Source organism: Variovorax sp. P1_G12 (genome assembly GCF_056405555.1).
The window spans coordinates 17,098-42,005 of the sequence record NZ_JBFUBW010000026.1 but is presented as its reverse complement, the minus strand read 5'-3'; the positions used below and the strand labels follow the sequence as shown (position 1 = coordinate 42,005).

General features: G+C 62.7%; 25 protein-coding genes and 3 pseudogenes. 16 read left to right on the top strand and 12 right to left on the bottom strand.

From position 1 onward, the window contains the following. The first annotated feature begins 97 nt into the window (after positions 1-97). Together AC1D2O_RS26025 and AC1D2O_RS26020 are read left to right on the top strand one after the other, a co-directional pair. Positions 98-463 (top strand): glyoxalase superfamily protein, encoded by a 366-nt coding sequence (locus AC1D2O_RS26025; protein WP_477650515.1) that lies wholly within the window; start codon positions 98-100, stop codon positions 461-463. 175 nt (positions 464-638) lie between these two features. Beyond that, the gene (locus AC1D2O_RS26020) at positions 639-1,067 is read left to right on the top strand and encodes a hypothetical protein (protein WP_477650514.1); all 429 of its coding nucleotides are present in this window, start codon (positions 639-641) and stop codon (positions 1,065-1,067) included. Between the two features lie 210 nt (positions 1,068-1,277). On the opposite strand, the gene AC1D2O_RS26015 is transcribed toward AC1D2O_RS26020, so the two are convergent. Continuing rightward, complete coding sequence (locus AC1D2O_RS26015) at positions 1,278-1,580, bottom strand: hypothetical protein (RefSeq protein ID WP_477650285.1); 303 nt, start codon at positions 1,578-1,580, stop codon at positions 1,278-1,280. Positions 1,581-1,696: 116 nt separating this feature from the next. Here AC1D2O_RS26015 and AC1D2O_RS26010 point away from each other — a divergent pair, with 116 nt between their 5' ends. The 4 genes from AC1D2O_RS26010 to AC1D2O_RS25995 all read left to right on the top strand — a co-directional run bounded on the left by AC1D2O_RS26010 (position 1,697) and on the right by AC1D2O_RS25995 (position 4,636). After that, positions 1,697-2,119 carry an ester cyclase gene (locus AC1D2O_RS26010; RefSeq protein WP_478158144.1) on the top strand — a complete coding sequence of 141 codons (423 nt, stop codon included), beginning with the start codon at positions 1,697-1,699 and terminating at the stop codon, positions 2,117-2,119. Positions 2,120-2,213: 94 nt separating this feature from the next. Next, a complete protein-coding gene (locus AC1D2O_RS26005) occupies positions 2,214-2,927 on the top strand; it encodes an alpha/beta fold hydrolase (RefSeq protein ID WP_477650287.1) in 714 nt (237 codons plus the stop codon). Between the two features lie 71 nt (positions 2,928-2,998). After that, positions 2,999-3,478: a GNAT family N-acetyltransferase gene (locus AC1D2O_RS26000; RefSeq protein ID WP_477650288.1), complete on the top strand. Its 480-nt coding sequence runs from the start codon at positions 2,999-3,001 to the stop codon at positions 3,476-3,478. Between the two features lie 114 nt (positions 3,479-3,592). Continuing rightward, positions 3,593-4,636, top strand: a complete 1,044-nt coding sequence (locus AC1D2O_RS25995; protein WP_477650289.1) for an IS110 family RNA-guided transposase — start codon at positions 3,593-3,595, stop codon at positions 4,634-4,636. A 394-nt stretch (positions 4,637-5,030) separates the two neighbouring features. Here AC1D2O_RS25995 and AC1D2O_RS25990 read toward each other — a convergent pair whose 3' ends face one another. Next, complete coding sequence (locus tag AC1D2O_RS25990; protein ID WP_477650291.1) at positions 5,031-5,855, bottom strand: SDR family oxidoreductase; 825 nt, start codon at positions 5,853-5,855, stop codon at positions 5,031-5,033. Beyond that, a pseudogene (locus AC1D2O_RS25985) lies at positions 5,835-6,128 on the bottom strand (nuclear transport factor 2 family protein); the annotation flags it as partial. The pseudogene AC1D2O_RS25985 and the gene AC1D2O_RS25990, both read right to left, overlap by 21 nt. A 51-nt stretch (positions 6,129-6,179) precedes the next feature. On the opposite strand from AC1D2O_RS25985, the gene AC1D2O_RS25980 reads away from it, so the two are divergent. Next, positions 6,180-6,560 (top strand): winged helix-turn-helix transcriptional regulator, encoded by a 381-nt coding sequence (locus AC1D2O_RS25980; protein WP_478158143.1) that lies wholly within the window; start codon positions 6,180-6,182, stop codon positions 6,558-6,560. Between the two features lie 157 nt (positions 6,561-6,717). Here the strand turns inward: AC1D2O_RS25980 and AC1D2O_RS25975 are convergent. Beyond that, positions 6,718-6,939: pseudogene (locus AC1D2O_RS25975) on the bottom strand (IS30 family transposase); the annotation flags it as partial. 363 nt (positions 6,940-7,302) lie between these two features. Further along, positions 7,303-8,439, bottom strand: a complete 1,137-nt coding sequence (locus AC1D2O_RS25970; RefSeq protein ID WP_477650599.1) for an IS110 family RNA-guided transposase — start codon at positions 8,437-8,439, stop codon at positions 7,303-7,305. 278 nt (positions 8,440-8,717) lie between these two features. Here AC1D2O_RS25970 and AC1D2O_RS25965 point away from each other — a divergent pair, with 278 nt between their 5' ends. Continuing rightward, positions 8,718-9,422 carry a hypothetical protein gene (locus tag AC1D2O_RS25965; RefSeq protein WP_478158142.1) on the top strand — a complete coding sequence of 235 codons (705 nt, stop codon included), beginning with the start codon at positions 8,718-8,720 and terminating at the stop codon, positions 9,420-9,422. A gap of 63 nt (positions 9,423-9,485) precedes the next feature. Here the strand turns inward: AC1D2O_RS25965 and AC1D2O_RS25960 are convergent, their stop codons facing one another. After that, the gene (locus AC1D2O_RS25960) at positions 9,486-10,106 is read right to left on the bottom strand and encodes a YdeI/OmpD-associated family protein (protein ID WP_477650714.1); all 621 of its coding nucleotides are present in this window, start codon (positions 10,104-10,106) and stop codon (positions 9,486-9,488) included. Positions 10,107-10,385: 279 nt separating this feature from the next. Here AC1D2O_RS25960 and AC1D2O_RS25955 point away from each other — a divergent pair, with 279 nt between their 5' ends. From AC1D2O_RS25955 to ggt, 5 genes are all read left to right on the top strand, one after another. Further along, a complete protein-coding gene (locus tag AC1D2O_RS25955; RefSeq protein ID WP_478158141.1) occupies positions 10,386-11,159 on the top strand; it encodes a sterol desaturase family protein in 774 nt (257 codons plus the stop codon). Continuing rightward, the gene (locus AC1D2O_RS25950; RefSeq protein ID WP_478091711.1) at positions 11,140-12,096 is read left to right on the top strand and encodes a fatty acid desaturase; all 957 of its coding nucleotides are present in this window, start codon (positions 11,140-11,142) and stop codon (positions 12,094-12,096) included. The genes AC1D2O_RS25955 and AC1D2O_RS25950 overlap by 20 nt, the downstream gene beginning before the upstream one ends. A gap of 3 nt (positions 12,097-12,099) precedes the next feature. Continuing rightward, positions 12,100-14,016, top strand: coding sequence for an iron-containing redox enzyme family protein (locus AC1D2O_RS25945; protein WP_478091710.1), 1,917 nt, complete (start codon positions 12,100-12,102; stop codon positions 14,014-14,016). Then, positions 14,000-14,920 carry a DUF6999 family protein gene (locus AC1D2O_RS25940; protein ID WP_478091709.1) on the top strand — a complete coding sequence of 307 codons (921 nt, stop codon included), beginning with the start codon at positions 14,000-14,002 and terminating at the stop codon, positions 14,918-14,920. The genes AC1D2O_RS25945 and AC1D2O_RS25940 overlap by 17 nt, the downstream gene beginning before the upstream one ends. Positions 14,921-15,355: 435 nt before the next feature. Next, positions 15,356-16,978, top strand: coding sequence for a gamma-glutamyltransferase (gene ggt, locus AC1D2O_RS25935; RefSeq protein WP_478091713.1), 1,623 nt, complete (start codon positions 15,356-15,358; stop codon positions 16,976-16,978). A gap of 212 nt (positions 16,979-17,190) precedes the next feature. Here ggt and AC1D2O_RS25930 read toward each other — a convergent pair whose 3' ends face one another. The 3 genes from AC1D2O_RS25930 to corA form a co-directional block, all read right to left on the bottom strand. Further along, entirely contained in the window at positions 17,191-18,678 is a 1,488-nt protein-coding gene (locus AC1D2O_RS25930; RefSeq protein ID WP_478158140.1) for a DUF1254 domain-containing protein, read from the bottom strand. Between the two features lie 40 nt (positions 18,679-18,718). Beyond that, positions 18,719-20,311 (bottom strand): DUF1254 domain-containing protein, encoded by a 1,593-nt coding sequence (locus AC1D2O_RS25925; RefSeq protein WP_478158139.1) that lies wholly within the window; start codon positions 20,309-20,311, stop codon positions 18,719-18,721. Between the two features lie 173 nt (positions 20,312-20,484). Then, complete coding sequence (corA, locus tag AC1D2O_RS25920; protein ID WP_477650311.1) at positions 20,485-21,459, bottom strand: magnesium/cobalt transporter CorA; 975 nt, start codon at positions 21,457-21,459, stop codon at positions 20,485-20,487. Between the two features lie 10 nt (positions 21,460-21,469). Here corA and AC1D2O_RS25915 point away from each other — a divergent pair, with 10 nt between their 5' ends. The 3 genes from AC1D2O_RS25915 (at position 21,470) to AC1D2O_RS25905 (ending at position 22,568) form a co-directional block, all read left to right on the top strand. Next, the gene (locus tag AC1D2O_RS25915; protein WP_477650308.1) at positions 21,470-21,706 is read left to right on the top strand and encodes a hypothetical protein; all 237 of its coding nucleotides are present in this window, start codon (positions 21,470-21,472) and stop codon (positions 21,704-21,706) included. A gap of 124 nt (positions 21,707-21,830) precedes the next feature. Next, positions 21,831-22,163 carry a YnfA family protein gene (locus AC1D2O_RS25910; RefSeq protein ID WP_477650312.1) on the top strand — a complete coding sequence of 111 codons (333 nt, stop codon included), beginning with the start codon at positions 21,831-21,833 and terminating at the stop codon, positions 22,161-22,163. 12 nt (positions 22,164-22,175) lie between these two features. After that, positions 22,176-22,568 (top strand): YkvA family protein, encoded by a 393-nt coding sequence (locus tag AC1D2O_RS25905; protein WP_477650313.1) that lies wholly within the window; start codon positions 22,176-22,178, stop codon positions 22,566-22,568. Between the two features lie 203 nt (positions 22,569-22,771). On the opposite strand, the gene AC1D2O_RS25900 is transcribed toward AC1D2O_RS25905, so the two are convergent. The 3 genes and pseudogenes from AC1D2O_RS25900 to AC1D2O_RS25890 form a co-directional block, all read right to left on the bottom strand. Next, positions 22,772-23,233, bottom strand: a complete 462-nt coding sequence (locus tag AC1D2O_RS25900) for a methyltransferase family protein (protein ID WP_478158138.1) — start codon at positions 23,231-23,233, stop codon at positions 22,772-22,774. Positions 23,234-23,358: 125 nt separating this feature from the next. Continuing rightward, a pseudogene (locus AC1D2O_RS25895) lies at positions 23,359-23,616 on the bottom strand (chromate transporter); the annotation flags it as partial. Positions 23,617-23,996: 380 nt separating this feature from the next. Continuing rightward, positions 23,997-24,638 carry a hypothetical protein gene (locus tag AC1D2O_RS25890; RefSeq protein ID WP_478158137.1) on the bottom strand — a complete coding sequence of 214 codons (642 nt, stop codon included), beginning with the start codon at positions 24,636-24,638 and terminating at the stop codon, positions 23,997-23,999. Between the last annotated feature and the right edge of the window lie 270 nt (positions 24,639-24,908).

Genomic DNA, 24,908 nt, shown 5'->3' with positions numbered 1-24,908 from the left:
TCGCATTTCAGGTCAGTCTATCGGCTGCTGGGCTCGGGCGGCTACAGTCGGCCAACAGCGGTCGCCCACAACTCCCATCCCGATTTGGTAGAACGCCATGGACCTTTCTGCTGCCATACCCATCATTCGCATCTTTTCCGTGGACAAGGCCAAGGAGTTCTACCTTGACTTCCTCGGTTTTTCCCTCGAATGGGAGCATCGATTTGAGAAGGACTTTCCTTTGTACGCTCAGGTCAAGCGGTCTGGCCTGACGCTGCACTTGAGCGAGCACCACGGAGACGCAACACCGGGGTCGACGACGTTCGTGCCAGTCGAAGACATCGATTCGCTGCACCGTGAACTGTTGGCGAAGTCGTACTCTTACGCAAAGCCCGGTGTCGAAACTGTTGGCTGGGGTCGCGTGATGGAAGTGGCCGACCCATTTGGCAATCGCATTCGCTTCTGCGAACTGGCCAAGAACTAGGTTGCTTCCATAGAACAGGCTCCAGTTTCACCGGGTCCCGCAAGCTGTGTTGTGTCGACGGGTTGAGCGACCGCTTCGGAGCGAGCCATTCGCCCGCTGAGGGCCCGAAGCTCCGAGTCGGCGACCGGCTACAGTCGGCCATATCCGGACGTTCAACACGAGGACAGAATTCGGCATGCAATCGAAGCAGCTTCTCGAGCAGAACGTGGAGTTCGGCAACGCCGGCGATTTGGACACGAGCGGAACAGGCTGGTTTGTCGGGTTCAGCGATTGGACCAAGGAACCACCTGGCGAACTGCGCCATGTGCCTGCAGAGGAGCTTGCTGCCGGGCTGTGCGTCAAGTGGTTCTCTCATCCGGCGGGAAATCCGAACGGCGAACCCAAGCCGTTGAGCGAGGGGCGGACGATGTCAGTGTTGGTGAGCCCAACCAGCGAATTCAGAATTGAGTTCTCCGCGACCGCTGACTTCCCGCCGCAGGACATCTTGGCGCACACCTTGCGCCGCCATGGTGACTTCGTCATATGGGGCCCAGGCGTTTTTCATCGTGCATTTGGCGTCCAGCCGGCATGCATACTCACCGTTCGATGGCTCTCGCCGCGGTAGACCGCAGTCGGCCAAGACCGGAAGTAAGCTACGGACCTCCAGTTTTCCTCCGCCAGCTCCAAGCGGGGCTCGCCCTCGTTACAGTCGGTCCGAGGCAGTCGTCTGAACCACAGAGCAACAGCAATGAACCAAGCAAAGCTCCGACAAGCAGCAGAAGACCTCCGTGCGGTGTTGACCCGGCATGCTGCCGACGACGCAGAGGTCTCGGCCCTATCGAGCAGCTTGAATTCGCTCATCGGGGCTGCCTTGGCTGGAAAAGTTGCCGCCCCCCTCGACTGGAGGGAGATACCCGGTGCGCATGGATTCTCCGAAGGTGGGCTCGCTAGGTACAGCGACCTCGAAACTGCGTATGCCGGGTTCAGAATTGAGCTCACTGGTGGTGCCACCCCAGTCCTTGAAGCTCTCCGGCGCGGCGCAGCGCAGCGGCGCTGAGGGACGGAACTCGGCCATCAGCGGCCGCTCGAAGTTGCGCTTCGGCCCCGCGGCGTTGCGCGTCAGAGATGAGGAGCCCATGGCGCTGGTTTCTCAGGAACTGGCGATGTCGTGCACGCTTCCTTTTTTGATGCCGTGGTCCGCAGAATTCAAGCGCTATCATGCGGAAACTCGACTCTGCACCCCAAAGAGATATCGTGCTCGAACAGAACAAGGCAATTGTCAAAGAGTTCCTGTACCGGGTGCTCTCCCTCGGCGACATTGCCGCGACCGGCGACTACTTTCACACCGACATGGTGGAGGAGGTCCCGTTGCCAGGACAAGGTCCTGGCCTTGCCGGCCTCAAGGAGACTTTGGTTGCGCTGCGATTGGCGTTTCCCGACATGCGCTGGGATGTTGAAGAGCAGATGGCAGAAGACAACCGCGTGCTAACGCGCTTTGAATGGCACGGAACGCATCAGGGCGCCTTCTTGGGAGTTCCTCCTACGCAGAGGTCAGTCCGTGTCTCGGGCATGGTCATCGACCGCTTCGAGGGTGCGAAAGTTAAATCCACTCGAATTCTCATGGACACGCTGGGCCTCATGCAGCAGCTCGGTGCGTTGCCGGGAGGTCCGGCGTAGTTCAGCGGGCCTTCATTTGTGGCCAGTCATCAGCGCTGTCAGCAGTCGGCCAACACCGGTCGTTCCGGGTTCACCATCGATTGAGCGAGGCGGCGTGATTGATATCTCCGATTTCCAGGTTCCGTTTCGTGATGTCGTGCTTCACGGCTCGGTCACACGTGGCGCATCCGGGACCGCCCCGCGCATTCTGGCTCTCCACGGTGGAGGACGTTCAACGCGCCAGGGATTCCAACCCCTGCTTACGGCGGTGGCCGAGCGCGGGTGCTCTTGCGTGGCGTTCGATTTCTCGGGGCATGGCCAGAGCACCGGAGACCTTGCCGATTCGAGCTTGAGCCATCGTGCCGAGCAAGCGCTTGCTGTGGTCGAGCATCTCAGGATGCAGCGTCCGGTCTCGATGATTGCCAGCAGCATGGGCGGCCATGTGGCGTGCACCTTGATTGACTCGCTCGCTCCAACAGCGCTCGTGCTCTACTGCCCTGCGGCATACGAGCAAGCGGCACAGGACTTGACCTTCGGGCTGGGCTTCCAGCAGGTTATCCGCGCTACGACCTCCTTTGCTGCGTCTCCAGCCTTCGACGCCCTTGAGCGAATCAGCGGCAGGCTGCTTGTGGTGTGTGGCTCGGAGGACTCAGTGATACCCAAGGAGGTCGAGCACGAATACGCCACACGCGCTCAGAAGGCAAATAGCGTTGAGGTGATTCGCCTGGCCGGCGCAGGCCATCGCCTTCACGACTGGCTTGGAACGCACCCAGCTCAGTCCGCCGCCGTCTTCGAACGCGTCTTGGCTACGCTTCGGGGCGATGCATAGCTCGCCGCACCACGCGGCCGGAACGAAGTAGCGGCAGAATGCGGCCCCAGAAGCCGACATCTGAGAAGCCCATGGAATTTCAAGTTCGACCCGCGACGGTAAACGACGCAACAGCCGCTTGCAGTGTCATTCGGAGCTCAATCCTTGAATGTTGCAGCGACGACCACCGCGGCGATGCTACCGTGCTTGAAGGGTGGCTGAGCAACAAGACGCCTGACTTCGTTCGCATGCTCGTCCTTGCACCAACTGCGTTTTCGGTTGTCGCCATCGCTAGCGAAACAGTCGTGGGATTCGGCTCCGCGTTGCGGACCGGCGAGGTGACGCTTTGCTATGTCGCCCCGTCTGTGCGTTTTACCGGCGTGGGCAAGGCGCTGCTCGTAGCTATCGAGGACCACGCAACTCGAGCGGGCGTCGAGGCGTTGCGCCTGGAGAGCACGCGCACGGCACGGGCGTTCTATCTCCGCAACGGATTCGTGCCGAGCGGTTCTCCGGTGTCGGCGTTTGGCATCGAGGGCCTCCCGATGCGAAAAATGCTCAGTTCGATAGGCTAAGGCGCGCGAGCTCAGAAGGCAGAATGCGGCCAACAGCATCGGTGATCGGGCAGGTTGATTGACCTGCAGAGTTCTCTTCCTAGACTCGTAAACCCACTACGAAGGAGAGCTTGAATGACCTACTTCACCGGAATTGATGTGTCCCTGAGATCCGTCTCGATCTGCGTTGTGGACGACCGTGGCGAGGTCTGCCGGGAGGCTAAGGTCGACGCGCACGTCGACGTGATCGTGGACTGGCTGCATGCGTTCAGCCCCGAGCTGAAGTCGGTCGGCTTTGAAGCGGGCGCGCTGAGCCAGTACCTCACGTACGGCCTGCAGGCCGCAGGCTTCGAGGTCATTTGCTTGGAGGCACGACGCGTCAAGAACACCCTGGATGCGATGCGCAACAAGACCGACCGCAACGACGCCCGCGGCATCGCGCAGATCCTTCGCACCGGCTGGTACAGCCGCGTGCACATCAAGAGCCTGCACAGCCACCGGGTGCGAGCTTTGCTTGCCAGCCGCAAGGCGATCCTCGCCAAGTGCGTCGACCTCGAGAACGAACTGCGCGGCTTGCTGCGCGTTTTCGGCATCCGCCTGGCCCCGCGTGTTGGCCATGGGTCGTTCGATGTCCAGGTGCGTTCGACCTTCGCCGATGACGAGTTGCTGTCTTGTGCCCTCACACCGCTGCTGGACGCCCGGACCGTGCTCTACAAGACCTATCTGAAGCTGGACAACGCCGTCAAAGCGTTGACCAGGGCAGATCCGCTGTGCGCGCGCCTGATGTCGATCCCCGGCGTCGGTCCGGTGACCGCGCTCACCTTCAAGTGCGCTGTGGACGACCCGGCCCGCTTCAAGGCGTCACGAACGGTTGCGGCCCACTTTGGGTTGACGCCCAGGCGCTACCAGTCTGGGGAGATGGACAATCCCGGCCATATCTCGAGGGCGGGCGATGCGGATGTGCGAAGTGCCTTGTACGTCGCGGCCCACTCGCTGCTTACGCGCAACGCGCAGTGGTCGTCGCTTAAAGCCTGGGGCATGCGGCTGGCCAAGACGCGAGGCCACCGACGCGCGGTGATTGCGGTGGCACGCAAACTGGCCGTCATCCTGCACCGCATGTGGATGGACGGATCGGAGTTCCGCTGGGGTGCACAGGAGCCGATCGCGGCAGCTGCATGAGCATTGACGCCGGCATCATCGACCACTGAGTTGGAAAGGAAACCGAGAATCCTGAAATTGAGCGTCAAGGTGTAGACGATGGTCCGGATGAAGCCGTAAATGTCTGCTGCGCATCAAAGCGCGTCCAATAGCGTGGCTCTCCGCTCCGTCTGACCAATGCGTGCAGCGCCGACCTTCGGGTCGGGTCCGACTGCGTAGAGAAGCGTGAGCTGCACCGAGCCGTTCTGTTCGAGAATCCCGAAGCCAAACACCTAAATGCAGAGCGCTGCGCTTGACAAGTTGGCCCGATCAGAGAAGCCGACATTCGGACCGACCTTCCGATTCGATGGTCGAACTCTACATTTGGCTTCACTAGCCTTACGCTGCGCAGGCCGGCGCAGCGCCGAAGCTTGCCTCACGCAACGGGAACTGTTCCCCCGTCGATAACGTATTCGACCCCGGTGATGGAGGCTGCGCGCTGTGACACCAAAAAATCGACCAGTTCTGCGACTTCCTGCGGCTTGGCAGGACGCCCAAGCGGTATGCCCCCGAGGGAGTTCATGAGGGAGCGGCGTGCACCGTCGTAGTCAGTTCCGTTCTCTTTGGCGATTCTCTCGACGAGGCTCACAGCGGCTTCGGTTTCCACCCAACCAGGCGCGACGCGCACCACGCGCACACCTTTCGGACTGACCTCCTTGGACAGGCTCTTGCTGTACGTCGACAGGGCGGCCTTGGCGGCAGCGTAGGCAGTGGTTGCCTCCGGCAACGGCATTTGCCGTTGGATGGAGGTGATATGCACGATGACGCCCACGCCGCGGGCAAGCATGCCCGGCAGGAGGGCGCGGTCAATGCGAACGGCAGCGTAGAGGTTCATGGCGAACGCCTTTTGCCATTCGTCGTCATCAAGCACGGCGAAGCCGCCGGCGGGTGCCGACGAGCCCCCCGCCACATGGACGACGATGTCCACGCCGCCGAGCTGGTCTTCGACGGCGCGTACGACGCCGTCGCAGCCGGCCGCCGTGGACAGGTCTGCGGCCACGAAGGCTGCCTTCCCATGGTCCGCAGGCGCCGCGCGGGCTGTGGTCAGCACCGTGGCTCCGGCCTGGGTCAGTTGCGCGACCACGGCGGCTCCAATCCCTTTGGAGCCGCCCGTGACGAGCGCCCTTCGACCCTCGAGTTCGACAGGTGTACGGATTTCGAGAGAGTCGATGAGGCCGTCCTTGAGGCCAAAGACGTGCATCAAATCGACCCGGTTTCCCGGGAAATTGCCTTCAAGGTGCGCCAACAGCTTGAACGTGCCGCCTTCCCCCGAGAGGCCGAGTGGCACCAGCCGGTACTGGTACTTGGCTTCAGCTTCCGCCTTCCAGGCGATGATGGCGTTCAAGCCATGAAACGTCTGGCCCTCGTCTCGAACAACTGCATCCGCGTGGAAGTACTCGCTGAGCGAGGCTTCATTGTCGGCTCCACGCGATTCAAGGTATCGCGCGATGGCGTCAGGGGTCTGGACGTTCATGGAATTCAGCGGGTAGTTGCAATGCACGGATGCTCGGCCTACGCTCACCTCATGACAAGTACGCACCAAAAGGTTAGTGCTCCACCCCCCGCGGAGCGCAAGGCTTACACGCCGCTCACCGCCGCCATCGACGTCGAGGCGTGCTTCAGCCTTCTGGAGGGGCGCTGGAAGCTCGTTATCTTGTTCCACCTCTTCGGTGGGAAGGTGCTGCGGTTCTCGGACCTGGAGAAATGCATCACCGGCATTTCCCAGAAGATGCTTGCCCAGCAATTGCGACAACTTGAGGCTGACGGCATCGTCGAACGCACCGTGCACTCGCAGGTGCCACCAAGAGTCGACTATCGGATGACGCCTTGGGGGCAGCAGCTCTGCCCGGCATTGGACAGCTTGCTGAAATGGGCTGAGCTACGGGAGCAGTACGGTATTCAGTAGGATGTTCAATGGCCGCCGGAGCGGGAGCAGCACTGCGACAGCGGTTTGTTGCTCCAATTTCAGCGTGCGGCCAGAACCGGTCACTCAGCCATCCCCGCAAATTCACAACAGGAGCGAAAGTGGTCTTCCTCGCAATCACCCCTATTGGTCTGCGGATTCAACCGGTCGATGCAACGATTTGGCTGAACATCTCAGCCGGCGTGTGGAAGTCGAGGGTCTTCCTTGGTCGCTCGTTCAATTGTCTTGCAACGGCATTCAGCTTGGCCTGTGAATGGCTCGAGAGATCGATCCCTTTGGGGAAGTACTGCCTGAGCAAGCCGTTCGTGTTCTCGTTGGTTCCGCGCTGCCAAGGATTGTGCGGATCGCAGAAGTAGACTTTCTATGAGGACTCCTTTGTCAATTCTTCCTGATCAACGTATCGATGCGTGGTTACTTCATGGCACCCCACCTGGTTGTTGCTGAGCGAATGAGGGCGGTGGCGTGGCGTTATGCATCTGAGCCGAGGTCGAGGTATGGCGAGCGTTCGAGCCAGTGCTCGGACGACCTTCTATCCGTGCAGGACGTAAACACCCTGCACCTCATGCTGCATGCGCGCGAAGCGCACTGGCAAACCCCGATTACCGAAGCGCCCCATCTGAGATGACGGTCACATAGTGACCCGTTTACTTCTCGGGCGCGTCGACCTTTGATCATGATGATGCATTCCCATGTCACCGTGTGTTGAAACAAGGCCGCCGCAACTTCAGGCTGCGGCCGGCTTGAGCGAGGCCCCGGCCGGGATCTCGCCGTACTGCAGATACCGCCATAGCGCGATCGCGAGTTTTCTCGCCACGCCTACGATGCCTACGCGTCGCATGCGCTTTCCTCCGCCAGCGAAGCGTCGGTTGAACCACTGGGTCAGGACGCTGTCGGGCTGCAAGCGCAGCCAGGCCCAGGCGAGTTCCACCAGCAACGCACGCGCCCGCTTGTTGCCGGCCTTGCTGATGCCTTGCTCGATTTGGCTGCCGCCGCTGTCGTAGGGCGTGGGTGCCAACCCTAGGCAGCCAGCCAATTCGCGCCGGTTGGCGAAGCGCCGCCAGCCGAACAATTCTTTGACCAAAACCCAGGCGCCCTTGGGCCCGATGCCGCGCAGCAGGGCCAGTTGCGCTACCAGCGGCTGCTTGCCGGCTTCCAGCTCTTGGCGCCGATGCGCCTCGATCGCGAGGACCTGCTGTTTGACCAGAGTCAGCCGCGCGCTCTCGCGCTCGATCTCGGCGCGCAAGACAGGCGGCACCTGCTCGCCATGGCGCGCCCACCAGGCGTGCCAGTCTCGCCCGCCGATGATGACGCGCGGACGCAGGTTGTGCAGCACCAGCAGCGAGCCGATGCGGTTCATGTGTGAAGTGCGCTCCTGCGTCAGCCGTGCAAGCTCGCGGTGCGTGCGGCGCGCGTCTTCGTCCTCGGGCGTGGCCTCGTGCACCACCGACCACACACGCTCGCCGCGATGATGGCGCAGCAGCATCGCCAACAGCTTGTCGCCATCTATTCGGTCGGTCTTGGCCCGCCTGGCATGTCGGTTCACCTCGATGCTGGAGGAGTCGACCACAATGTTGTCGACGCCCTGCTCAACCAGCCAGCGATGCAGCCACCAGCCATCGCGCCCTGCTTCGTAGCACGAGTGCACCCGGGCCTGCGGCTCGAGCCTGCAGCGTTCCCGGACCTTGCCGATGCAATGCGCAACGGTGGCCGTGTCGCCAGCATCCACGTTGAATCGGCTCGGGCCGCGGTGGCCGTCGCTCGCCGTCAATTTCCACTTCTTGTCGCCGAGTTCGAAGCTGATGTACAGCTCGCCCGCGATCGCCGTATCCTTGACTTGTGGGACTGTCTGAGTTGTCGACATTTCCGGCTCCTTTGCAGTAGAGGTTGGGAAATCCCGTTGTAGCTAAACGGGTCTCTCTCGGATAGTCCCACATAGCATCTGATGTCGGTCTGACACTCGACTCGCTCAGGAGCAGTGGCGAAAGCACCTATTCGTGGGAGGGCACCTATCGGTCGGGTCTCGGGACCTACGCGGCCTGGAGCTTCTCGTGGCTCAACGAAGGACACCTCCCGAACCATCACCGCGACGGGCAGGCAATTCAGATCTGAGGACGTCTTCCGCTTCTGGACCGATGGGAGTTGTCGGCCGGCGCGGCCGGTGACCGCTACTTCGACATGGTCACCGGCCGCGCCGACGGCGCCTTTGTCAATGCCCACGGCTGGGGCGCTCTCCTGAGCCTGCGCGCCGCCTACTACTTCGACAGCCGCTGGATCGGACAGATCGAGCTGAATCGCGTGAAAGCCAACGGCGGTCCGGACACGACGGCGCTCCTGTTCGGCGTCGGCTATCAGTTGGAGGGCTCGGAGCAGTCGGGTCCGCGCGAGCGCTCGGTCGTGCGAGATTCGAACGTCACTGGCAATGAATTCACCCTGATGCTCGGCGCTTCGATCCAGAACAGCGACAAATCGGGTTCGTCTCCTGCCGAAACCCTAGAGTATCGACACGGGCTTGGCCGCCATGTCGACGTGAGCGCGTCGCTCATGCACGAAAGCGGCCAGTTCCAGGCGCGGCGCTACGGCATCGTGGCACAGATCTGGGCAACCAACGCCTTCTTCGACGATCGGTTTGCATTGTCAGCAGGCGTGGGCCCTTATGTCGCCGTCACCCAGGACAAAATTCCTACGGATCGCACCGGCGACGGCCGGGTGTCCGCCCTTGTCTCGGTCTCGGCGAGCTACAAGTTCGGCAAGCGGTGGTTGGCGCGCGTGACATGGAATCGCTTTGCGACACGATACGACCACGACGCCGACCTGATCCAGGCCGGGCTCGGGGTGCGGTTCTAGACCTGATGGTCGCTATCGGTTGCTGGACAGCGGCTCGGCAGCGTAAGCAGCATAGACTGCGCGCTACCTTTTTGCGAGCTTTTTGGTGGGATGTATCGTTTCACCCCGCGCGAGCATCCCGACGAATTTCTCGATGCGCTGGAGACGTGTCTTCAGCGTCTTTGCGTCCTGTATCCTGTAGAGGATTGCAAAGCGATTGGCGCCATCGAGTTCCTCGAAAAAGCGCTTGGCCACAAGAGATGCGTCAAGCGCCACCTGCAAATCCGCGGGGACGATGGCGGTGCTCTGGGGTGCATAGGCTGCATCCCAGCGGCCATCCGCCTGGGCCGCCTGCACCTGTGCCAGGCCAGATGCAAGCATCCGGCCGTCTTCGATGAGTTTCATCGCTGCCGTGCGATTGATATCCGACCATTTGCTTTTTGGCGAGCGCGGCGTGAATCGAACCAGCCACCATTGGTCGTCGTACTTGTCGAGCTGCCCATCAATCCAGCCATGACAAAGAGCGACTTCGATGGCTTCCTTGCGGGAGACACTTCGTTCCGCGGCACTCTTTTTGGCCAGCTTGAGCCAAAGCCCCTTTGACGTGGCTGCTTCTTGGGTCAACCACGTTCCCCAGTCCTCGGGGGAGGCGAACGCGATGATCGGCAGGCCACCCTTCATTTCTTTCACCGCTGCAGAGACCATCCGCTCAGTTTACCTAGTGGCTGGCTTTTCGATCCGCACGATCGCCATGCTGCAAGGCCAGCGCGACGCGCAGGCGATGGGGTAGATTGATCTTCATGGCTGCCTCCACAGAGTGAGCGGGCAAGATCGCTCGCTCAGACTTTGGCAGCAGGCGGACGCCAGTGAAAGGGGGCGTCCATTCCATTCTCTCTGCACCGTTGCCAAACCGCCCGCAGTCCACTTGGAAATCGGGAAAAGCTGTTCAGACGACCGGGGCCACTTCTGTTGTAGCCTCGGGGGATGGCGCAGACTTTCACTTCGTTGTCCGCCCCGCAGGTCATGCTGTGGGGCGTTCTTTTTTTCGGTGGCATCTACCTCGGCTTCGGCGGCCTGACGTGGCTAGTGACGAAGCGCTTGCTGCCGGCGCTGGGTGTCGGGCGCGAACTCGATCCGCGGCCGCTGCAGCCGGGACAGTTGCAGCGCGAGCTGAGGCAGTCGGGGGAGTCGGTGCTGATCTTCGGGCTGGGCATGGTGTTTCCGTGGGGGCTGCTGCAGCTGGGCTGGGCGCGGCTCGACGGCGATGCGGCGTGGCCTCAGATCGTCGTCGAGATCCTCGCGCTCGCGCTCTGGAACGACGTGCATTTCTGGATCAACCACCGCCTGCTGCACACGCGCTGGCTGCGGCGCTTTCACGGGCCGCACCACCGCTCGTTCGTGACCACGCCGTGGGCGACCTACAGCTTCCATCCCGTGGAGGCGCTGATGCTCGGCAACGTGATCCTGCTGCCGATGGTGGTGCACGACTTCAGCTTCTGGTCGCTGGCGGCGGTGCCGGTGTTCAGCCTGCTCTTCAACTGCGTCGGGCATTCGAATTACGACTTCTTCACGGGCGTGTCGTACAGCCACTGGTTCGCGGCGAGCCGCCGGCACCATCTGCACCATGCCGTGCACAACGGCAACTACGGCTTCCAGTTCACGTTCATGGACCGGCTGTTCAGGACGCGCATCGCGGCCGACGCGGCCGAGCCGGTGCTTCAGGTTTTCCGAAAAAAGCGTGGCGCAACAACGGCCTGACGACGCTAGCCGCCGCCTGCCGGGGTTGCGCCACTGGCGCGACTGGCAGAGCCTGGCCTACCTCGCTGCCTTGCCCGCACTGGCGGCCTGGCAATGGCTCCACGGCTTCAACGCGCTGCTTTACGGGCTGATGCTGTTCCTGACGCTCGGCATCGGCGTGATCCATCACAACCATGTGCACCTGCGCATGTGGCGCAGTCGGCGCATGAATCGGCTGACGGACTTCTGGATCACGCTGCTGCAGGGCCACCCGACCTTCGTGTTCTGGCCAGCGCACGTGGCCAACCACCATCGCCACCGGCACGGGCCGAAGGATGTGGCGCGCACCTACCGCTTCGGCGGCGACACCAACCACCTGTGGGGCTATCTGCTGCATCCGTTCCAGGCTGCATGGGTGCTGATGCCGGTGTTCTTCGCATGGCTCGCGCGGCTGCAGCAGCACCGGCGCGGCGCATGGCGCTATTGCATGGCGCAGTACGCGCTGTGGCTGGGCAGCTGGGCGGTGCTGGTGGCGCTCGACTGGCGCAAGGCCTTGGTCTTCGTGATCGTGCCGCAGTTGCACGGGCTGCACTGGCTGCTGGCCACCAACTACCTGCAGCACGCCCATGCAGATGGCCGCAAGTCCGTGCGTACAGCCGCGCGGAAGGAGGCGCCCGGCGATACCCCCGGTAGCCGGCTGAACTACGCCCGCAATTTCGAGGGGCTGGTGAACCCCTTGCTGTTCAACATCGGCCTGCACACTGCACACCACGAGAACCCGCATGCCCATTGGTCCGAGCTCACCCACCTGCATCGCACGCGTTACCGCGCGCTGGTGGACCGCGTGCTCAACGAGGGTGGACTGGTGCCGTACATGGTGCGCGTGTTCGTGCTGGGGACCGTGTGGCCGCGCTTTCGCAGCCGCCCGCTGATGCCTCCCGATTCATCCTTCACCTGAACCATGCCCGTCTCATTCCAACGCGTCTACCTCGAAAGCGCCGGCTACTTCATGCCGGGCGAGCCCATTCCCAACGACCGCATGGACGCGTACATCGCGCCGCTCAATCGCATGTCGGAGCGCATCAAGCGGCGCATCCTGACGGAGAACGGGATCCTCACGCGGCACTACGCCATCGACGCGGAGGGCGTGACCCGGCACACCAACGCGCAGCTGGCTGCTGGCGCGATCCGCGACTGCCTGCGGCGGGGCGGGGCGGAGCTGTCGCGCGTGTCGCTGCTGGCGAGCGGCTCCTCGGGCGGCGACACGCTGATGCCAGGTTTCGCCAACATGATCCAGGGCGAGCTGGCGGCGCAGCCGATGGAAACGCATTCGGTGCACGGCATCTGCGCGGCGGGCGTTTCGGCGATTCAGGCCGCCGCGCAAGGCATCGAGCTGGGCGCGCACCACTCGGCGATGGCGGTGGCGAGCGAGATGCCGTCGCGCCTCTTCAAGCGCTCGCGCTTCGCGGCGCGCGGTTATGAAACCGACTTCGACTCCCATTTCCTGCGCTGGATGCTGTCGGATGGCGCGGGCGCCTTGCTGCTGTCTGACGGCACGCCCATGCTGGCCGGCGCGCCGGGGCTGCGCCTGAAGCTGAAGTGGGTGCACCAGCGTGCCTTTTCGGGCGACTATCCAGTCTGCATGCAGCTGGGCCTGACCGAAGACCGCGCGCGCGGGCATCTCGATTTCGGCTCCTGGGCCGAAGCCGAGGCGGCGGGCGCCTTGTCGCTGCGGCAGGACATCCGCCTGCTGCCGCACCTGTTCGACATCGGCATCCACGAGTACGCGGGGCTGGTGCGCGACGGCTGGGTCGATCCGAAGCGGGTCGATCACTTCCTGTGCCACTACTCGTCGGAGAAGTTCATCCCGGTGGTCGAGGACCTGATGGCCAAGGCGGATCTGTCGATACCGCGCGAGCGCTGGTGGAGCAACCTCGCATGGCGCGGCAATACGGGGGCGGCGTCGATCCTCGTGATGCTGGCCGAGTTTCTGCATACCAAGACGCTGAAGCCTGGCGAGCAGATTTTCTGCTACGTGCCCGAGTCGGGGCGCTTCATGGCGGCGTACATGCTGCTCGAAGTCGAGGCGGCCGATGCGGCTCCCGTGGCGGTGGCTCCCCGCACGGCGGCGGCGCCCGACGACGATCTGGTGATCGCCCCGCCGCACGACCCGGCCGCAGCGCCCGAAGGCCTCGGCGCCTTGCTGACAGAGCTGGCCGCCATCTGGCACGACTACCGCTCCTGCGTCTGGCGCACGCCGCTCATCCGCCAGATCCGCGAGCGCCGCTTCGCCGTGCCCGACTACCTGAACTGGATGGAGCAGTGGGTGCCGCAGGTGCGTGAAGGCAGCCTGTGGATGCGCGAAGGCGCTGCCTCGCTGAGCGAGCCATACCAGATGCTGGCCTCGCTGATCGGCGTGCACGCAGGCGAGGAGCAGAACGACTTCAACATCCTCTTTGGCGACTACCGCAAGGCCGGCGGCACGGTCGAAAAGATCGAAGACCTGCGCCGCAACCCCGGCGGCGAAGCGCTCAATGCCTATTTGCACGGCCTGGCCGCCACGCGGGACCCGATCGGGCTGCTTGGGGCGATCTACATCATCGAGGGTACGGGCCAGCGCATCGTGCCGGCGCTGTTGCCGCTGCTGAAGGCCAGCCTGAAGCTGCCGCCCGATGCCTTCCGCTTTCTCGAGTACCACGGCCACAACGACGAGCAGCACCTGAGCCGCTGGCTCGCGGCGGTCGAGATGGTGATGGCCTTGGAAGGGCAGGCGCGCGCCGCCCGCCAGATCATCGACACCGCCCGCCACACGGCTGCCCTGTACCTGATGCAGTTCCAGAACATCACGGAGCGAATGCCCCATGGATCGAACACCTGATTTCCTGACGCAGGCGCACGACGAGCGCGACCCCAGTCCCTGGCTGGCGCTGTATCTCGACCAGAGCACGCCGCTGTCCGACAACGTCAAGGCCGCATGGCTGGCCGATTCGAGTTCGGGCTCGCGGCAATACCTGTTGCCGTTCCTGCGGCCGATCGCGCGGCTGACGATCATCCTGATCCAGATCGTGAAGGTGTTCCTGCCGCGCGACTGGTCGCACTCGATGCTGCTGCACCGATTCCTGGCCTGGGGCCTGAAGCGCTTCGTCTCGCCGGAGGCCAACTGGCTGATCCTTCGGCACTTTCACCTGGGCTCGCAGGTGCTGGCCTTCATCGGGCGGAATTCGCCGGTTCCGGTGTCCACCAACCCGCTGGAGCCGGCCGACATCGACGCGCTGAAGGACGAGATGTTCCTGAAGCACGACCTGAATCTCTTCAACTTCGTGATCCGGCTGAACAAGGCGCTGCGCGACAAGGGCGTGGCGCTTTGCAAGGCGGAAAAGGTCGATTTCTCGATGATCAGGGAGCCGGAGCTGCGCCTGGAAGACATGCCACGGGGCAGGCTGAATTTCCTCGATCTGCAGAGCGCCATCGAACTGTTTACGCCGCTCTACCAGCTGATGCTCACCGACAACGATTTCTGGCGCGCGGCCAATTCGCTGCAACTGGACGAAACCATCGGCATCTACACGGCGACGATCCTGGCGGCGCCCGAACATCTGATCCTGGTCAACAACAAACACCCGCTTGTGCCCCTGTCGACCCTGCGGGCAGGGCATCGGCTGGTGATCCACGGGCTGTCCACCGAGATGCTGCACAGCCTGCTCCAACGGATGCAGGCGGCGCAGAAAGCCGGGGAGCCGGAGTGTCTTAGCGCCTCAGTGTCGGCGCCGATTGAATCGTGAGCCCGCATGAATGCTGGGGGTTGCTACCGTCCCAAATCGCACAAAGAACAAACGGACCCCAGTTACGGTAGTCGCAAAACAACATTTGGCGGTTCCGCCCGTTCAAGTGCCCACCTATCGCGCCGAAGTGCCTCTGCTGGCCGCCTTGCTGGCGCAGCTGCGGCGACGATGGTACAACGCCGACGATACGCCTCGGTCCGGCGAAGGGGCCCGTCCAGCTTGAGTAGCTCCTGTACTTTCAACGAAAGAGCATGATGGCGGTCGGGCCCTGTGATGCAGGCGAACTCACGCCTCACATTGTTCAAAAGGAGAAAAGCCGTGAAACAACTTCAGTGGACTTCAAACTTGCGTCGCGCCGTCGTGGCGGCGCTTGCCTTGGCGGGCGCAGCGCAGCTGCATGCATTCTCGCAATCGCCCGTTGCGGCCGAGAACGGCATGGTCGTGAGCGCGCAGCACCTCGCAAGCAAGGTCGGCGCCGACGTGCTCAAGCGCGGCGGCAACGCGGTCGACGCGGCGGTCGCTGTGGGCTACGCGCTGGCTGTGGTGTATCCGGCGGCGGGCAACCTCGGCGGCGGCGGCTTCATGACCGTGCAATTGGCCGACGGCCGCAAGACCTTCCTCGACTTCCGCGAGAAGGCACCGCTGGCCGCCACCGCCAACATGTACCTCGACAAGGAAGGCAACGTCATCAAGGGCCTGAGCACCAAGGGCCACCTCGCCGTGGGCGTGCCCGGCAGCGTCTCGGGCATGGAATACGCGCGCGAGAAGTACGGCACCATGAAGCGCGCCGCGCTGCTCGCCCCGTCGATCCAGCTGGCCGAAAATGGCTTCGCGCTGGAGCAGGGCGACGTCGACCTGCTCAACACCGCCACGGCCGACTTCAAGGAAGACCCCGCGTCGGGTGCCATTTTCCTGAACAAGGGAGGCCAGCCATTCGTGGCCGGCCAGAAGCTGGTGCAGAAAGACCTCGCGAAGACGTTGAGGGCCATCAGCGTCAGGGGCACGGACGGCTTCTACAAGGGCTGGGTCGGCAACGCCATCGTGGCGTCGAGCCAGGCCGGCAAGGGCCTGATCACGCAGGCCGACCTCGACCAGTACAAGACCCGCGAACTGGCGCCCGTCGAGTGCGACTACCGCGGGTACCACCTCGTGTCAGCGCCTCCGCCGAGTTCGGGCGGCGTGATCATCTGCGAGATGCTCAACATCCTCGAGGGCTATCCGCTCCAGGATTTGGGCTACCACTCGGCCCAGGCCGTGCACTATCAGATCGAAGCCATGCGCCACGCCTACGTGGACCGCAACAGCTACCTCGGCGATCCGGACTTCGTGAAGAACCCGCTCGACCGCCTGCTCGACAAGAATTATGCGGAGAAGATCCGGGCCGTCATCGACCCGAAGAAGGCCGGCGTCTCCAAGGATATCAAGCCGGGCGTGGCGCCGCATGAAGGCAACAACACCACGCACTACTCGATCGCCGACAAGTGGGGCAATGCGGTGTCAGTGACCTACACGCTGAATGACTGGTTCGGCGCCAAGATCACGGCCGCCAAGACCGGCGTGTTGCTGAACGACGAGATGGACGACTTCACCTCGAAGGTCGGCGTGCCCAACCTCTACGGCCTGGTGCAGGGCGAAGCCAACGCCATCGCCCCTGGCAAGCGTCCGCTGAGCTCGATGAGCCCGACCATCGTGACCAAGGACGGCAAGCCCGTGTTCGTCGTCGGCACGCCCGGCGGCAGCCGCATCATCACGGCGGTGCTCCTCACCATCCTGAACGTGGTGGACTACGGCATGAACGTGCAGGAAGCCGTCGACGCACCGCGCTTTCACCAGCAGTGGCTGCCCGACGTGACCAACGTCGAGACCTTCGCACTCAGCCCCGACACGCGCAAGATCCTGACCGACATGGGCCACAATCTGGGCGCGCCACAGCCGGCAAACCACCTTGCGGCGATCATCGTCGGTGCCCCCTCGCTGGGCGGCAAGCCGGTGGCCAGCAACCGGTTCTACGGCGCCAACGATCCTCGCCGCAACACCGGGCTGTCGCTCGGGTATTGATGCGGATCGATGGGATCCTTGACACCCAGTGCTACGTGACCGGCCCGTCTCGCCGGGCCGGTCCGGCAGCGGAGGTTGCGCACTGGCGAAGCGGCCGATGCACCCGATCCCGCACACAGGGACCATGGCGCGGCAGGCTCCAGTCGGCTATGAGCTGAAGCTCGCAATTCTTCAACCCATGTCGGCTCGATGCCCCATGGCTGCCATCTGCGCTATCCGTTCAGCTCGACGATGTCCTCGGGCTGCCAGGTCTTGTCGAAGAAGGGCTGCAGGGGGCCATAAAAGCGCAGGATCGGGAACCAGCCGCGATCGGGCAGCGTCTTGATCCAGTTTCGCTCCTTGCCGGCCGGTGCCTTCGGGCCAAAGTAGACGTCGATCGAGCCGTCGCTGTTCAGCTCGGGCTTGGAATACAGGCTCACCGTCGGAAACTTTTGCCCGTTCTGGAGCATCGACCGGCTCTTCGCGTCGTAAACGATCACCGACCAGAAGTCCTTCACCGGCGGATGGGGTGGAATCCGCAGGCGGTAGGATTTCTTGCCGTCGAGGTAGTTGCCCTTGGAATCGCGCGGCGTCCACATGTACTGCGAGCCGGCGCCGACCACCTTCGATGCCATCGCGGGCGTGTTGCCGGTTGCCGCATACGCGAAGGCCGCACGGCGGTCGATGTTCTCGTAGCCCTGGCTGTCGAACAGATAGCTCCCGCCGACGAAGGCCCATTGCCAACGCCGGTCCGGGTAGACGATCGCGTCGGGATCCTTGCCGCCGTAGGCGACCATCCGTGCGGTCGCCGCTGCAACTCGCGCTGCCTCGACGAGCAGAGCGCGCCGGGCCGCATCGGGCGCGAACGGCTGCCCCTTCACGATTCCGATGGATGCCAGGTAGAAGCGTTGCAGCGAGCCGATTGCGTCGGCGGGCTCCTGCTGCACCAGATCATTCAGCTCCTCGTAGAAGCTGATGTCGTCCGCATGGATCGTGTCGATGGACTTGCCGGAGGCATCCAGAAAAGTGGTGGCTCTCGGGCTGGCCTGCTGCGCAAGCGGATAGACCTTCATCTGCCTGGACCGCTCGGACGCGGCCTTGGGATCGGGATCCACCGCGCGCATGAGCATCCAGACGCCGTACGTCGGTGACCTGGCAACGTGGTAACCGCTGGCAGGTACCTCGCCCTTGTAGTCGGGCGGCAGGAACAGGAACTTGCCGCCTTCGCCCTTGTCCGGCCCGGCGACACCCCCATCGACGATGTAGCGCATCCACATGTCGTCGAAGAGTCCCAGCATCTTTGGCGGCAGTTCGACAACAGTGGGCCCATCCTTCTTGAGGTCGAGAAATGCAATCGTGTAGACCGTGTCGGAATTCGGCGTGAGCAGCAGCGTGTTGGCATCGAGCAGTTCGGACCAGATCGCGATCTGGCTCGGGGTCTTCGCGCCGAAGTCGCCCAGGCCCTTGCGGAACTTGAACATCGAGACGGCAGAGACGTTCTGGAGGTAGACCTCGACCGCGCGGTTCATCACCAGCAGGTCGTTCAGCTGGCCGCTCGCCTTCGCCGTCGGAAAGCCGCCCTTGAACTCGAAGTTGCCGAGCCGGCTCTTGACAGTCTCGGTACCCAGCCAGTGATGGTTGTCCGGCGGTGGTGTTTGGGCTCCGGCCTGCGCGGCCAAGCCGAGGCCGATGGCAAGCCACGCGCGCGTGGAACGTTTCATGGTCAATCCAATGCGAAAAGTGAAGGTCATGGGTTGCGATTCAGCGGGATAGTTCGAGATCGCCCAACTTCCAGCTGCGGTCGAAATACGCCTCGGTAGGGCCATACAGCCGGAAGTAAGCGAACCAGTGTCTGCCCGGCACCGTCTGCACCCAATTGCCGGTCATGCCTGCGGGCGCCTTGGGTCCGAAGTACAGATCGACCGAGCCGTCCTCGTTCTTCGTGAGCGGCATGCGAGACGAGCGGTCCGAAGACTGCGCGGGCCCATCCACGTAGCTGCGCGTCTGCGTGTCGTACAGCGTGATCGACCAGAAGTTCTTTGCCGGCGCATTCGCCGGGACATGCAGACGGTAGGTCTTGCCGCCGTCGAGCCACTGCCCGGCCTTGTCCGCGTAGACGCCGAGGTAAACCTGACCGACTCCGGGTGTCTTGCTCAGCATGCTCTTCGAGTTGGTGACGGCCTCATAGAACCAGGCGGTGCGTTCGTTGAGCTGGTCGAAGTTGGCAACGCGCTGCGAAGGATCATCGATCTCGAGCACCGTCTTCCATTCGCGGTCCGGCCACAGTTTGGCTTCGGGAGCGCGCTTGGCGAAAGCCATCGCCTTCGCCATGTTGGCGCCGAGCTCCGCACCGCGCTTCAGGGCACTGGCCTGTGGCGCCGTGGGTTCGAACGGCTTGCCCTTCTCGACGCCAAGCGATGCGAGCATGGCCATGAAGAAGCGGTCACGCTCGGCCACGGGCTCCGTCTGGATCACCGCGTGCAATCGCCGCCAGTAGTCCATGCCTTCAGGCTGGCCGCCATACCAACGCCGGTCCTTCGGCATGATGACGCGCGTGGGTGGCGGATGGGCGCGATCGGAATAGGCATAGAGCTTGAATTTCTCGATCAGCGCCTGAGCCGCCTTCGGATTGGGATCGAGCGCCCTGAACCCGATGAGCACGTTCATGGTGGTCGCCTGGATCGGCGACAGGCCCTGCGCATCGGCAGGCGCCTGCTGCCCCGGAGGCAGCAAGAGATAGCGAGCACCTTTGCCCTGGTCGGGTCCCGCCTCGCCGACCGACGCGATCTCGCGCTGCCACGCGTCATTCACGCCGCCTGCGGCATGGCCTGCGGGCATGTCGATCACCAGAGGGCCCGTCTTGTTGAGGTCTACGAAGGCGATCACGTAGGGGGTCGTGGCGTTGGGCGTGAGGATCCCGAGCTTGTCGACGAACGTGTCGTAGACGACCAGATCGCCGTTGCCGGCGCCGAGCGTGCTCGCCTGTGCGGCTTGCCACTGCGCCACCGAGACGAGCGGAAGGGCCCAAAGGTAGGTCTGCGTGGCCTGCTGTACATCGAACTCGTCGTACAGGCGCTTGACCGAAGCTGGCGACGGCAGATCGCCCTGCATGGCAATCGCGGGAGCGCTGGGCCGGGTTTTCTCGGCGGCTTGGCTCGTCGAGACCATGCCACAGGCGACGCATAGCGCCAGCAGCGCTGGCGTGGGCTTCAAGTTCATTGGTGTTCTTTGCCTTGCTATTGGGAATCGAAACCGAGCATTGTGCATATCGAATCCGCCGACCTTCAAGAGGGCAATTCGATGCGCGACAGCCTCCGGCTGAAACTTGGTATCTGACGCGATTCGTTGCTTCATGCAAGTACTCATCTGACATGACCAACGGCAATGCCGCCGCCAACGGACATGCACGCATCGAGACACGGGACGAGCGCCATCCCGACAGGACGCCATCGCGTTTCAGACGCGCAAGGGTGCGGGTGGCGCCAAGGTACGGAGATCTTCCACAGCGCGGTTGGGCACCTGGGTCTCTACAGCCATCCTGCTCGTCGAAATCTGTAGTACAGGTAGCCGCACACGCTGGCAATGAGCACCAGCGCAGCTGCATAGCCGTAGCGCCACTTCAGTTCAGGCATGTTTTCAAAGTTCATCCCCCAAATGCCGACAAACGCAGTGCAGATTGCGAAAATGCTGGCCCATGCGGCCAAGCGTTTGGTGACTTCGTTCTCTTCGATGGTGACCATCGAAAAATTGACCTGGATCGCAGTGCCGATCGTGTCCCGCATGCCCTCGATCAGTCCGTTGATGCGCCCCAGGTGATCCACCACGTCCCGAAAATACTCTTGCGACCCGACGCAGATCTGCGGAACCCGGCCTCCGTGCAGCTTGCTCGCACCCTCGAGCAGCGGCGCCACGGCATGCTTGAGGACCATGACACGTTGCTTCAGGTCGTACAGCTGCTTGATGCTTTCTCGCGCGGCGCCTCTGGTGAAGATTTGCTGCTCGACCTTTTCCAGCTCAACCTCCAACGCGTCGATGATGGGGAAGTATCGATCAACCACGGCGTCCATCAACGCGTACAGCACAAACCCAGATCCGTTCCGCAACAGGTCGGGCTCGCGCTCGCAACGTTCCCTTACCCCCAGGAAGCCTTGCTTGCTGCGGTTGCGGACTGACAGGACGTAGTTGTTGCCGACGAACACATCCACCTCTCCGACATTGAAGTGGCCTGGGCGCTCCGGCTCGGGCTCCAGCAGGTGCATCACCACAAAAAGAGAGGAACCGTATTCCTCGATCTTTGGCCGCTGATGGCCGTGTCTCGCGTCTTCCACGGCCAGTTCGTGCAGGCCGAATTCTTCGCGCATTTCATCCAGTTCGGCGGGTGTCGCGTCAGCCAAGGCGACCCAGACAAAACAACCGGGCCGCACGATGTGCTCGCTGATGTCGACCACCGGGATGTCAGCCAGCTTGGCGCCGTTCTCGTAGGCAACGCAGTTGATCAGCATTGAAACGCTCATGGAAAGTCTGTGGAGGGTCGATGGTGCCACGGTCGGGCACAAGCTCGATGACAGAGCCGCCGCAAATAGCAAGGACGTGCGGTTGTTGTCAGTCTTCAGCGCTTGCTTTCCAACACGCCTTCAGTCGGTCTCCTGGCGGCGTGGCCGGGAGTTGCTGATCGAGCACATTCGACGCGACGACCCCGATTTGTTGCCGTTCATCGAAGCGTTGATTGCCGACGAGTCTGTGCGCTAGGCGTAACCTGCGCGCCGTGCAGTGGCTGCTTGGCCATGCCAGGCTCGAGTCGACGGTGAGGTACCTCGGTATCGAGGTGGACGACGCGTTTTTCTTGCGAGCTGGCGTTGAGCACAATGCGAGCATGGAAGTTATCAAGACTCTTGGATTGTTCGTGGCCACCGCTGTGGCAGAAATTGTTGGTTGCTATCTGCCTTACCTTTGGCTGAAAGAGGGCAAATCAGCTTGGTTGCTCCTGCCGGCCGCGCTGAGTTTGGCGCTCTTCGCGTGGATGCTGTCCCTTCACCCAACGGCCGCCGGTCGCGTGTACGCTGCCTACGGAGGTGTCTACGTCGGGGTCGCCATCCTGTGGCTATGGGCGGTGGACAAGGTCACGCCTTCGACCAGCGACTGGGTTGGTGTTGCCGTGTGCTTCATCGGCATGGCCATCATCATTTTCGGACCGCGCGAGGCATGACATTCTTGGCCGATGAATATCAGCAATAACCTGAAGACCTGGGCCAAGCAACTCAAACGCGACGGCGTGACGCTTTGGTTTGCAGGCAAGAATCCCCGAACGCCTTGGTATGCGAAGGCCCTGGGTGTGTTTGTGGTCGCTTATGCGCTGAGTCCAATTGACCTGATTCCAGACTTCATCCCGGTGCTGGGCTACGTCGATGATGTTCTGCTACTCCCTGGGCTAATCTGGTTGACCATCAGACTGCTGCCTCCTGAAGTCCTCGCGGAATGTCGCAGCCAAGCAGAAGAGTGGATGCAGACGGAGGGCTCGAAGCCAAGCAGCCGGGCCGGCGCGGTCGTCATCGTGGTTCTGTGGATTGCCATTGGTGCGGCAGTATGGCTTTGGCTCAATCCGCGTCCATAGACCCTTTCCGGGTTGATGCCGATAGTGGGCTGACCACAACGACCGACTGCGACCAAACAGCGGACGGAGACCATCGGGCCGCTCCAGCTTTCAGCCCTATCCCTGGTGGCGCATGCGCAGGCCTCTCGGATGCGCGCGCGGCCGTAGTTGCCGCCCGGCTCCTTCATCGCATGGACTGCGAGCCCAAAGCGACGCCCGGCGCTTCAGAGCCACCGGCGAACCCTTGCCTTGTAGCTGGCATACACGTCACCGAATGCTGACATGAGGGCTCTCTCCTCAGGTGCTATTTGGAAGCGAGTCATGTAGGCCACGAACACTATCGGTCCGGCCAATGTCCAGGGCGCGCAAAGGAACGCCGTCCAGCCGACGAGCACGAAAAGCAAACCAACGTACATCGGATTGCGGGTGACTCGGTAGATGCCGGTGGTGACCAACGATGAGGAAGTTTCGGGCTTCATCGGGTTCAGGGTTGTTTTGGCCTGATGAAAGGCGGTGATGCCTGCAGCGCTGAATGCGCCGCCGACGAGCGCGATGGCAACTGTTATAGCAATGCGCAGGGGAGCAGCGACTTCGACGGTCAGCGTGAGCCGAGAGACAGCCCACATCGCCAACGCGAGAACCAACGCCACGACCGGGGGCGGAACCTTCAGTTCAAGGGCATTCATGGGATTCCTGTCGCTTGAGTGCTTCGTCGCAGGCTACTTCAATGTGCTGGGTTTAGTCGAGGATGCGTTTCTACCTTAGATGGCAAGCATCCATCCGGTGACCGCAGCGAGCGCGACCACCAACGTTGGACGCCATCGCGCTGGCGCATGGTTTCCCAGTACGGAAGCGCGCCGACCACAAGCAGGAAGGCGGGGATGAAAATGGCCGAGAGCAACGCGAGTCCGCCCATCCATCCGCCGAACGGGCTGGGCATGACGGCACCAAGGTAGGCGGCGAAGGTGAACAAGGGGCCCGGCACCGCTGGTGCCGCACCGTAGCCAGCAAGGAATACATCGTTCGGCACCAGGCCACTGGGCACGACACTGGCCTGCAGAAGCGGAAGCGGCCCCGAACGCCATCTCGCGACATTTGGAAGCCGCCTTTCGCACGCGACGTCGTTCTGGTCGTCCGCTGCCACCAGCGATCCGGCCAGTAGCGCTGACTCGGATTTCGTCAATGGTGTCGGCGAAGGCAGGTTCCAAAGTAGACCGGGCGGTCGCAAAAAAAAGCGCCGAAGTCAGCTTTCGACGGCCTCCGTCTTTCGGCAGCGAAATCCGATCGACCGCAACCAGTCTGAATCCGACCGCCGCTGGCTCTTGGCGAAAGATTGTTCCTGGCGGACAGCAGAAGCCTGCTTGCGACCCTAAGAGCTTTGGCGTCGCTATGCTTAGATGGCTCGCCACTTATGGCGGCTGGACTTGGGTTGTACGATCGCCAGCGCAGTCATCGAACCCTTAACCGTGGTGCCGGCTGTCTCCAGTCTTCAGGCGTCCGATTGCGCGCCCCGCGGCTCCAAGAGGCGGGGTGCGTGCGCCGTTGGATTGAGACGCCGGGAAGCGCCTCTTCCATGGCGGCCACTACCTCCAGACGAAGCCAGGGCACTCTATCACCCTTCGTGCAGAGGCACGCGACAGCATCGCCCGCTTCAAAGATCTTCCGAAGCCGCCTCTGGAAGCAGGCCTTGCCGTTCAACGTCCAAACAGCATGAAAAATCTTGTCACGGCAGACGCTGGTGCTGTGACTGAGAGAACATTGGTACTGCACAGCATTGACCAAGATGACTGGCAGGTCGATCGATGCATTCAGGCCAATCACTTCGCGAAGGAACTGCGCTAGATTGCGCCCCGTTGGCCCTTTGGCAGGCGCCGGGTCGCCGTCGAACTCGCTTGTGTGTGGGGACTCGAGGACGATGATCAGTGCGGGCCGGTGCGGGCGCTCCGACGCCGGGGCGCGGGTCGTTATCTTCCCGAGTCGTTCCAACTCGCACAGCATGCCAACATACTGATCGGGGCAACTGCGAAGCTCCAACGGTCCTTTGGCCACTTGGCCGCTACGCGCCACGATGGCGCTGAAATCGATCGTCAACAGGAAACCCTTTCAAAGTTGATTTAGCGTACGACCCAGCATGTTTGGCATCAACGGGCATCGACACTGGGCGGACGGAGACCGACAACGCAGGTGTGGCCAATTGGCACTTTATGGAACGGTCAGGGCAGTTTCCGAACCTTCCGGGCGAACTCACGCTGAGACGTCGAGTCCGGTCATCCAGTTGCCAAGGAGATCCCGGTAGCAACGACCGGTCCCAAGGCATATCAGACTTCGTCCGCGATCCACCCGCCTCACCGACTGCGCCAA

Bases quoted from the DNA above. Each gene is read 5' to 3' on its own strand.
- AC1D2O_RS26025 (WP_477650515.1), top strand. From the start codon at position 98: ATGGACCTTTCTGCTGCCATACCCATCATTCGCATCTTTTCCGTGGAC.
- AC1D2O_RS26020 (WP_477650514.1), top strand. From the start codon at position 639: ATGCAATCGAAGCAGCTTCTCGAGCAGAACGTGGAGTTCGGCAACGCC.
- AC1D2O_RS26015 (WP_477650285.1), bottom strand. From the start codon at position 1,580: ATGGGCTCCTCATCTCTGACGCGCAACGCCGCGGGGCCGAAGCGCAAC.
- AC1D2O_RS26000 (WP_477650288.1), top strand. From the start codon at position 2,999: ATGGAATTTCAAGTTCGACCCGCGACGGTAAACGACGCAACAGCCGCT.
- AC1D2O_RS25995 (WP_477650289.1), top strand. From the start codon at position 3,593: ATGACCTACTTCACCGGAATTGATGTGTCCCTGAGATCCGTCTCGATC.
- AC1D2O_RS25990 (WP_477650291.1), bottom strand. From the start codon at position 5,855: ATGCACGTCTTTGGCCTCAAGGACGGCCTCATCGACTCTCTCGAAATC.
- AC1D2O_RS25980 (WP_478158143.1), top strand. From the start codon at position 6,180: ATGACAAGTACGCACCAAAAGGTTAGTGCTCCACCCCCCGCGGAGCGC.
- AC1D2O_RS25970 (WP_477650599.1), bottom strand. From the start codon at position 8,439: ATGTCGACAACTCAGACAGTCCCACAAGTCAAGGATACGGCGATCGCG.
- AC1D2O_RS25960 (WP_477650714.1), bottom strand. From the start codon at position 10,106: ATGGTCTCTGCAGCGGTGAAAGAAATGAAGGGTGGCCTGCCGATCATC.
- AC1D2O_RS25955 (WP_478158141.1), top strand. From the start codon at position 10,386: ATGGCGCAGACTTTCACTTCGTTGTCCGCCCCGCAGGTCATGCTGTGG.
- AC1D2O_RS25945 (WP_478091710.1), top strand. From the start codon at position 12,100: ATGCCCGTCTCATTCCAACGCGTCTACCTCGAAAGCGCCGGCTACTTC.
- AC1D2O_RS25940 (WP_478091709.1), top strand. From the start codon at position 14,000: ATGGATCGAACACCTGATTTCCTGACGCAGGCGCACGACGAGCGCGAC.
- ggt (WP_478091713.1), top strand. From the start codon at position 15,356: ATGGTCGTGAGCGCGCAGCACCTCGCAAGCAAGGTCGGCGCCGACGTG.
- AC1D2O_RS25930 (WP_478158140.1), bottom strand. From the start codon at position 18,678: ATGAAACGTTCCACGCGCGCGTGGCTTGCCATCGGCCTCGGCTTGGCC.
- AC1D2O_RS25925 (WP_478158139.1), bottom strand. From the start codon at position 20,311: ATGAAGCAACGAATCGCGTCAGATACCAAGTTTCAGCCGGAGGCTGTC.
- corA (WP_477650311.1), bottom strand. From the start codon at position 21,459: ATGCTGATCAACTGCGTTGCCTACGAGAACGGCGCCAAGCTGGCTGAC.
- AC1D2O_RS25915 (WP_477650308.1), top strand. From the start codon at position 21,470: ATGGAAAGTCTGTGGAGGGTCGATGGTGCCACGGTCGGGCACAAGCTC.
- AC1D2O_RS25910 (WP_477650312.1), top strand. From the start codon at position 21,831: ATGGAAGTTATCAAGACTCTTGGATTGTTCGTGGCCACCGCTGTGGCA.
- AC1D2O_RS25905 (WP_477650313.1), top strand. From the start codon at position 22,176: ATGAATATCAGCAATAACCTGAAGACCTGGGCCAAGCAACTCAAACGC.
- AC1D2O_RS25900 (WP_478158138.1), bottom strand. From the start codon at position 23,233: ATGAATGCCCTTGAACTGAAGGTTCCGCCCCCGGTCGTGGCGTTGGTT.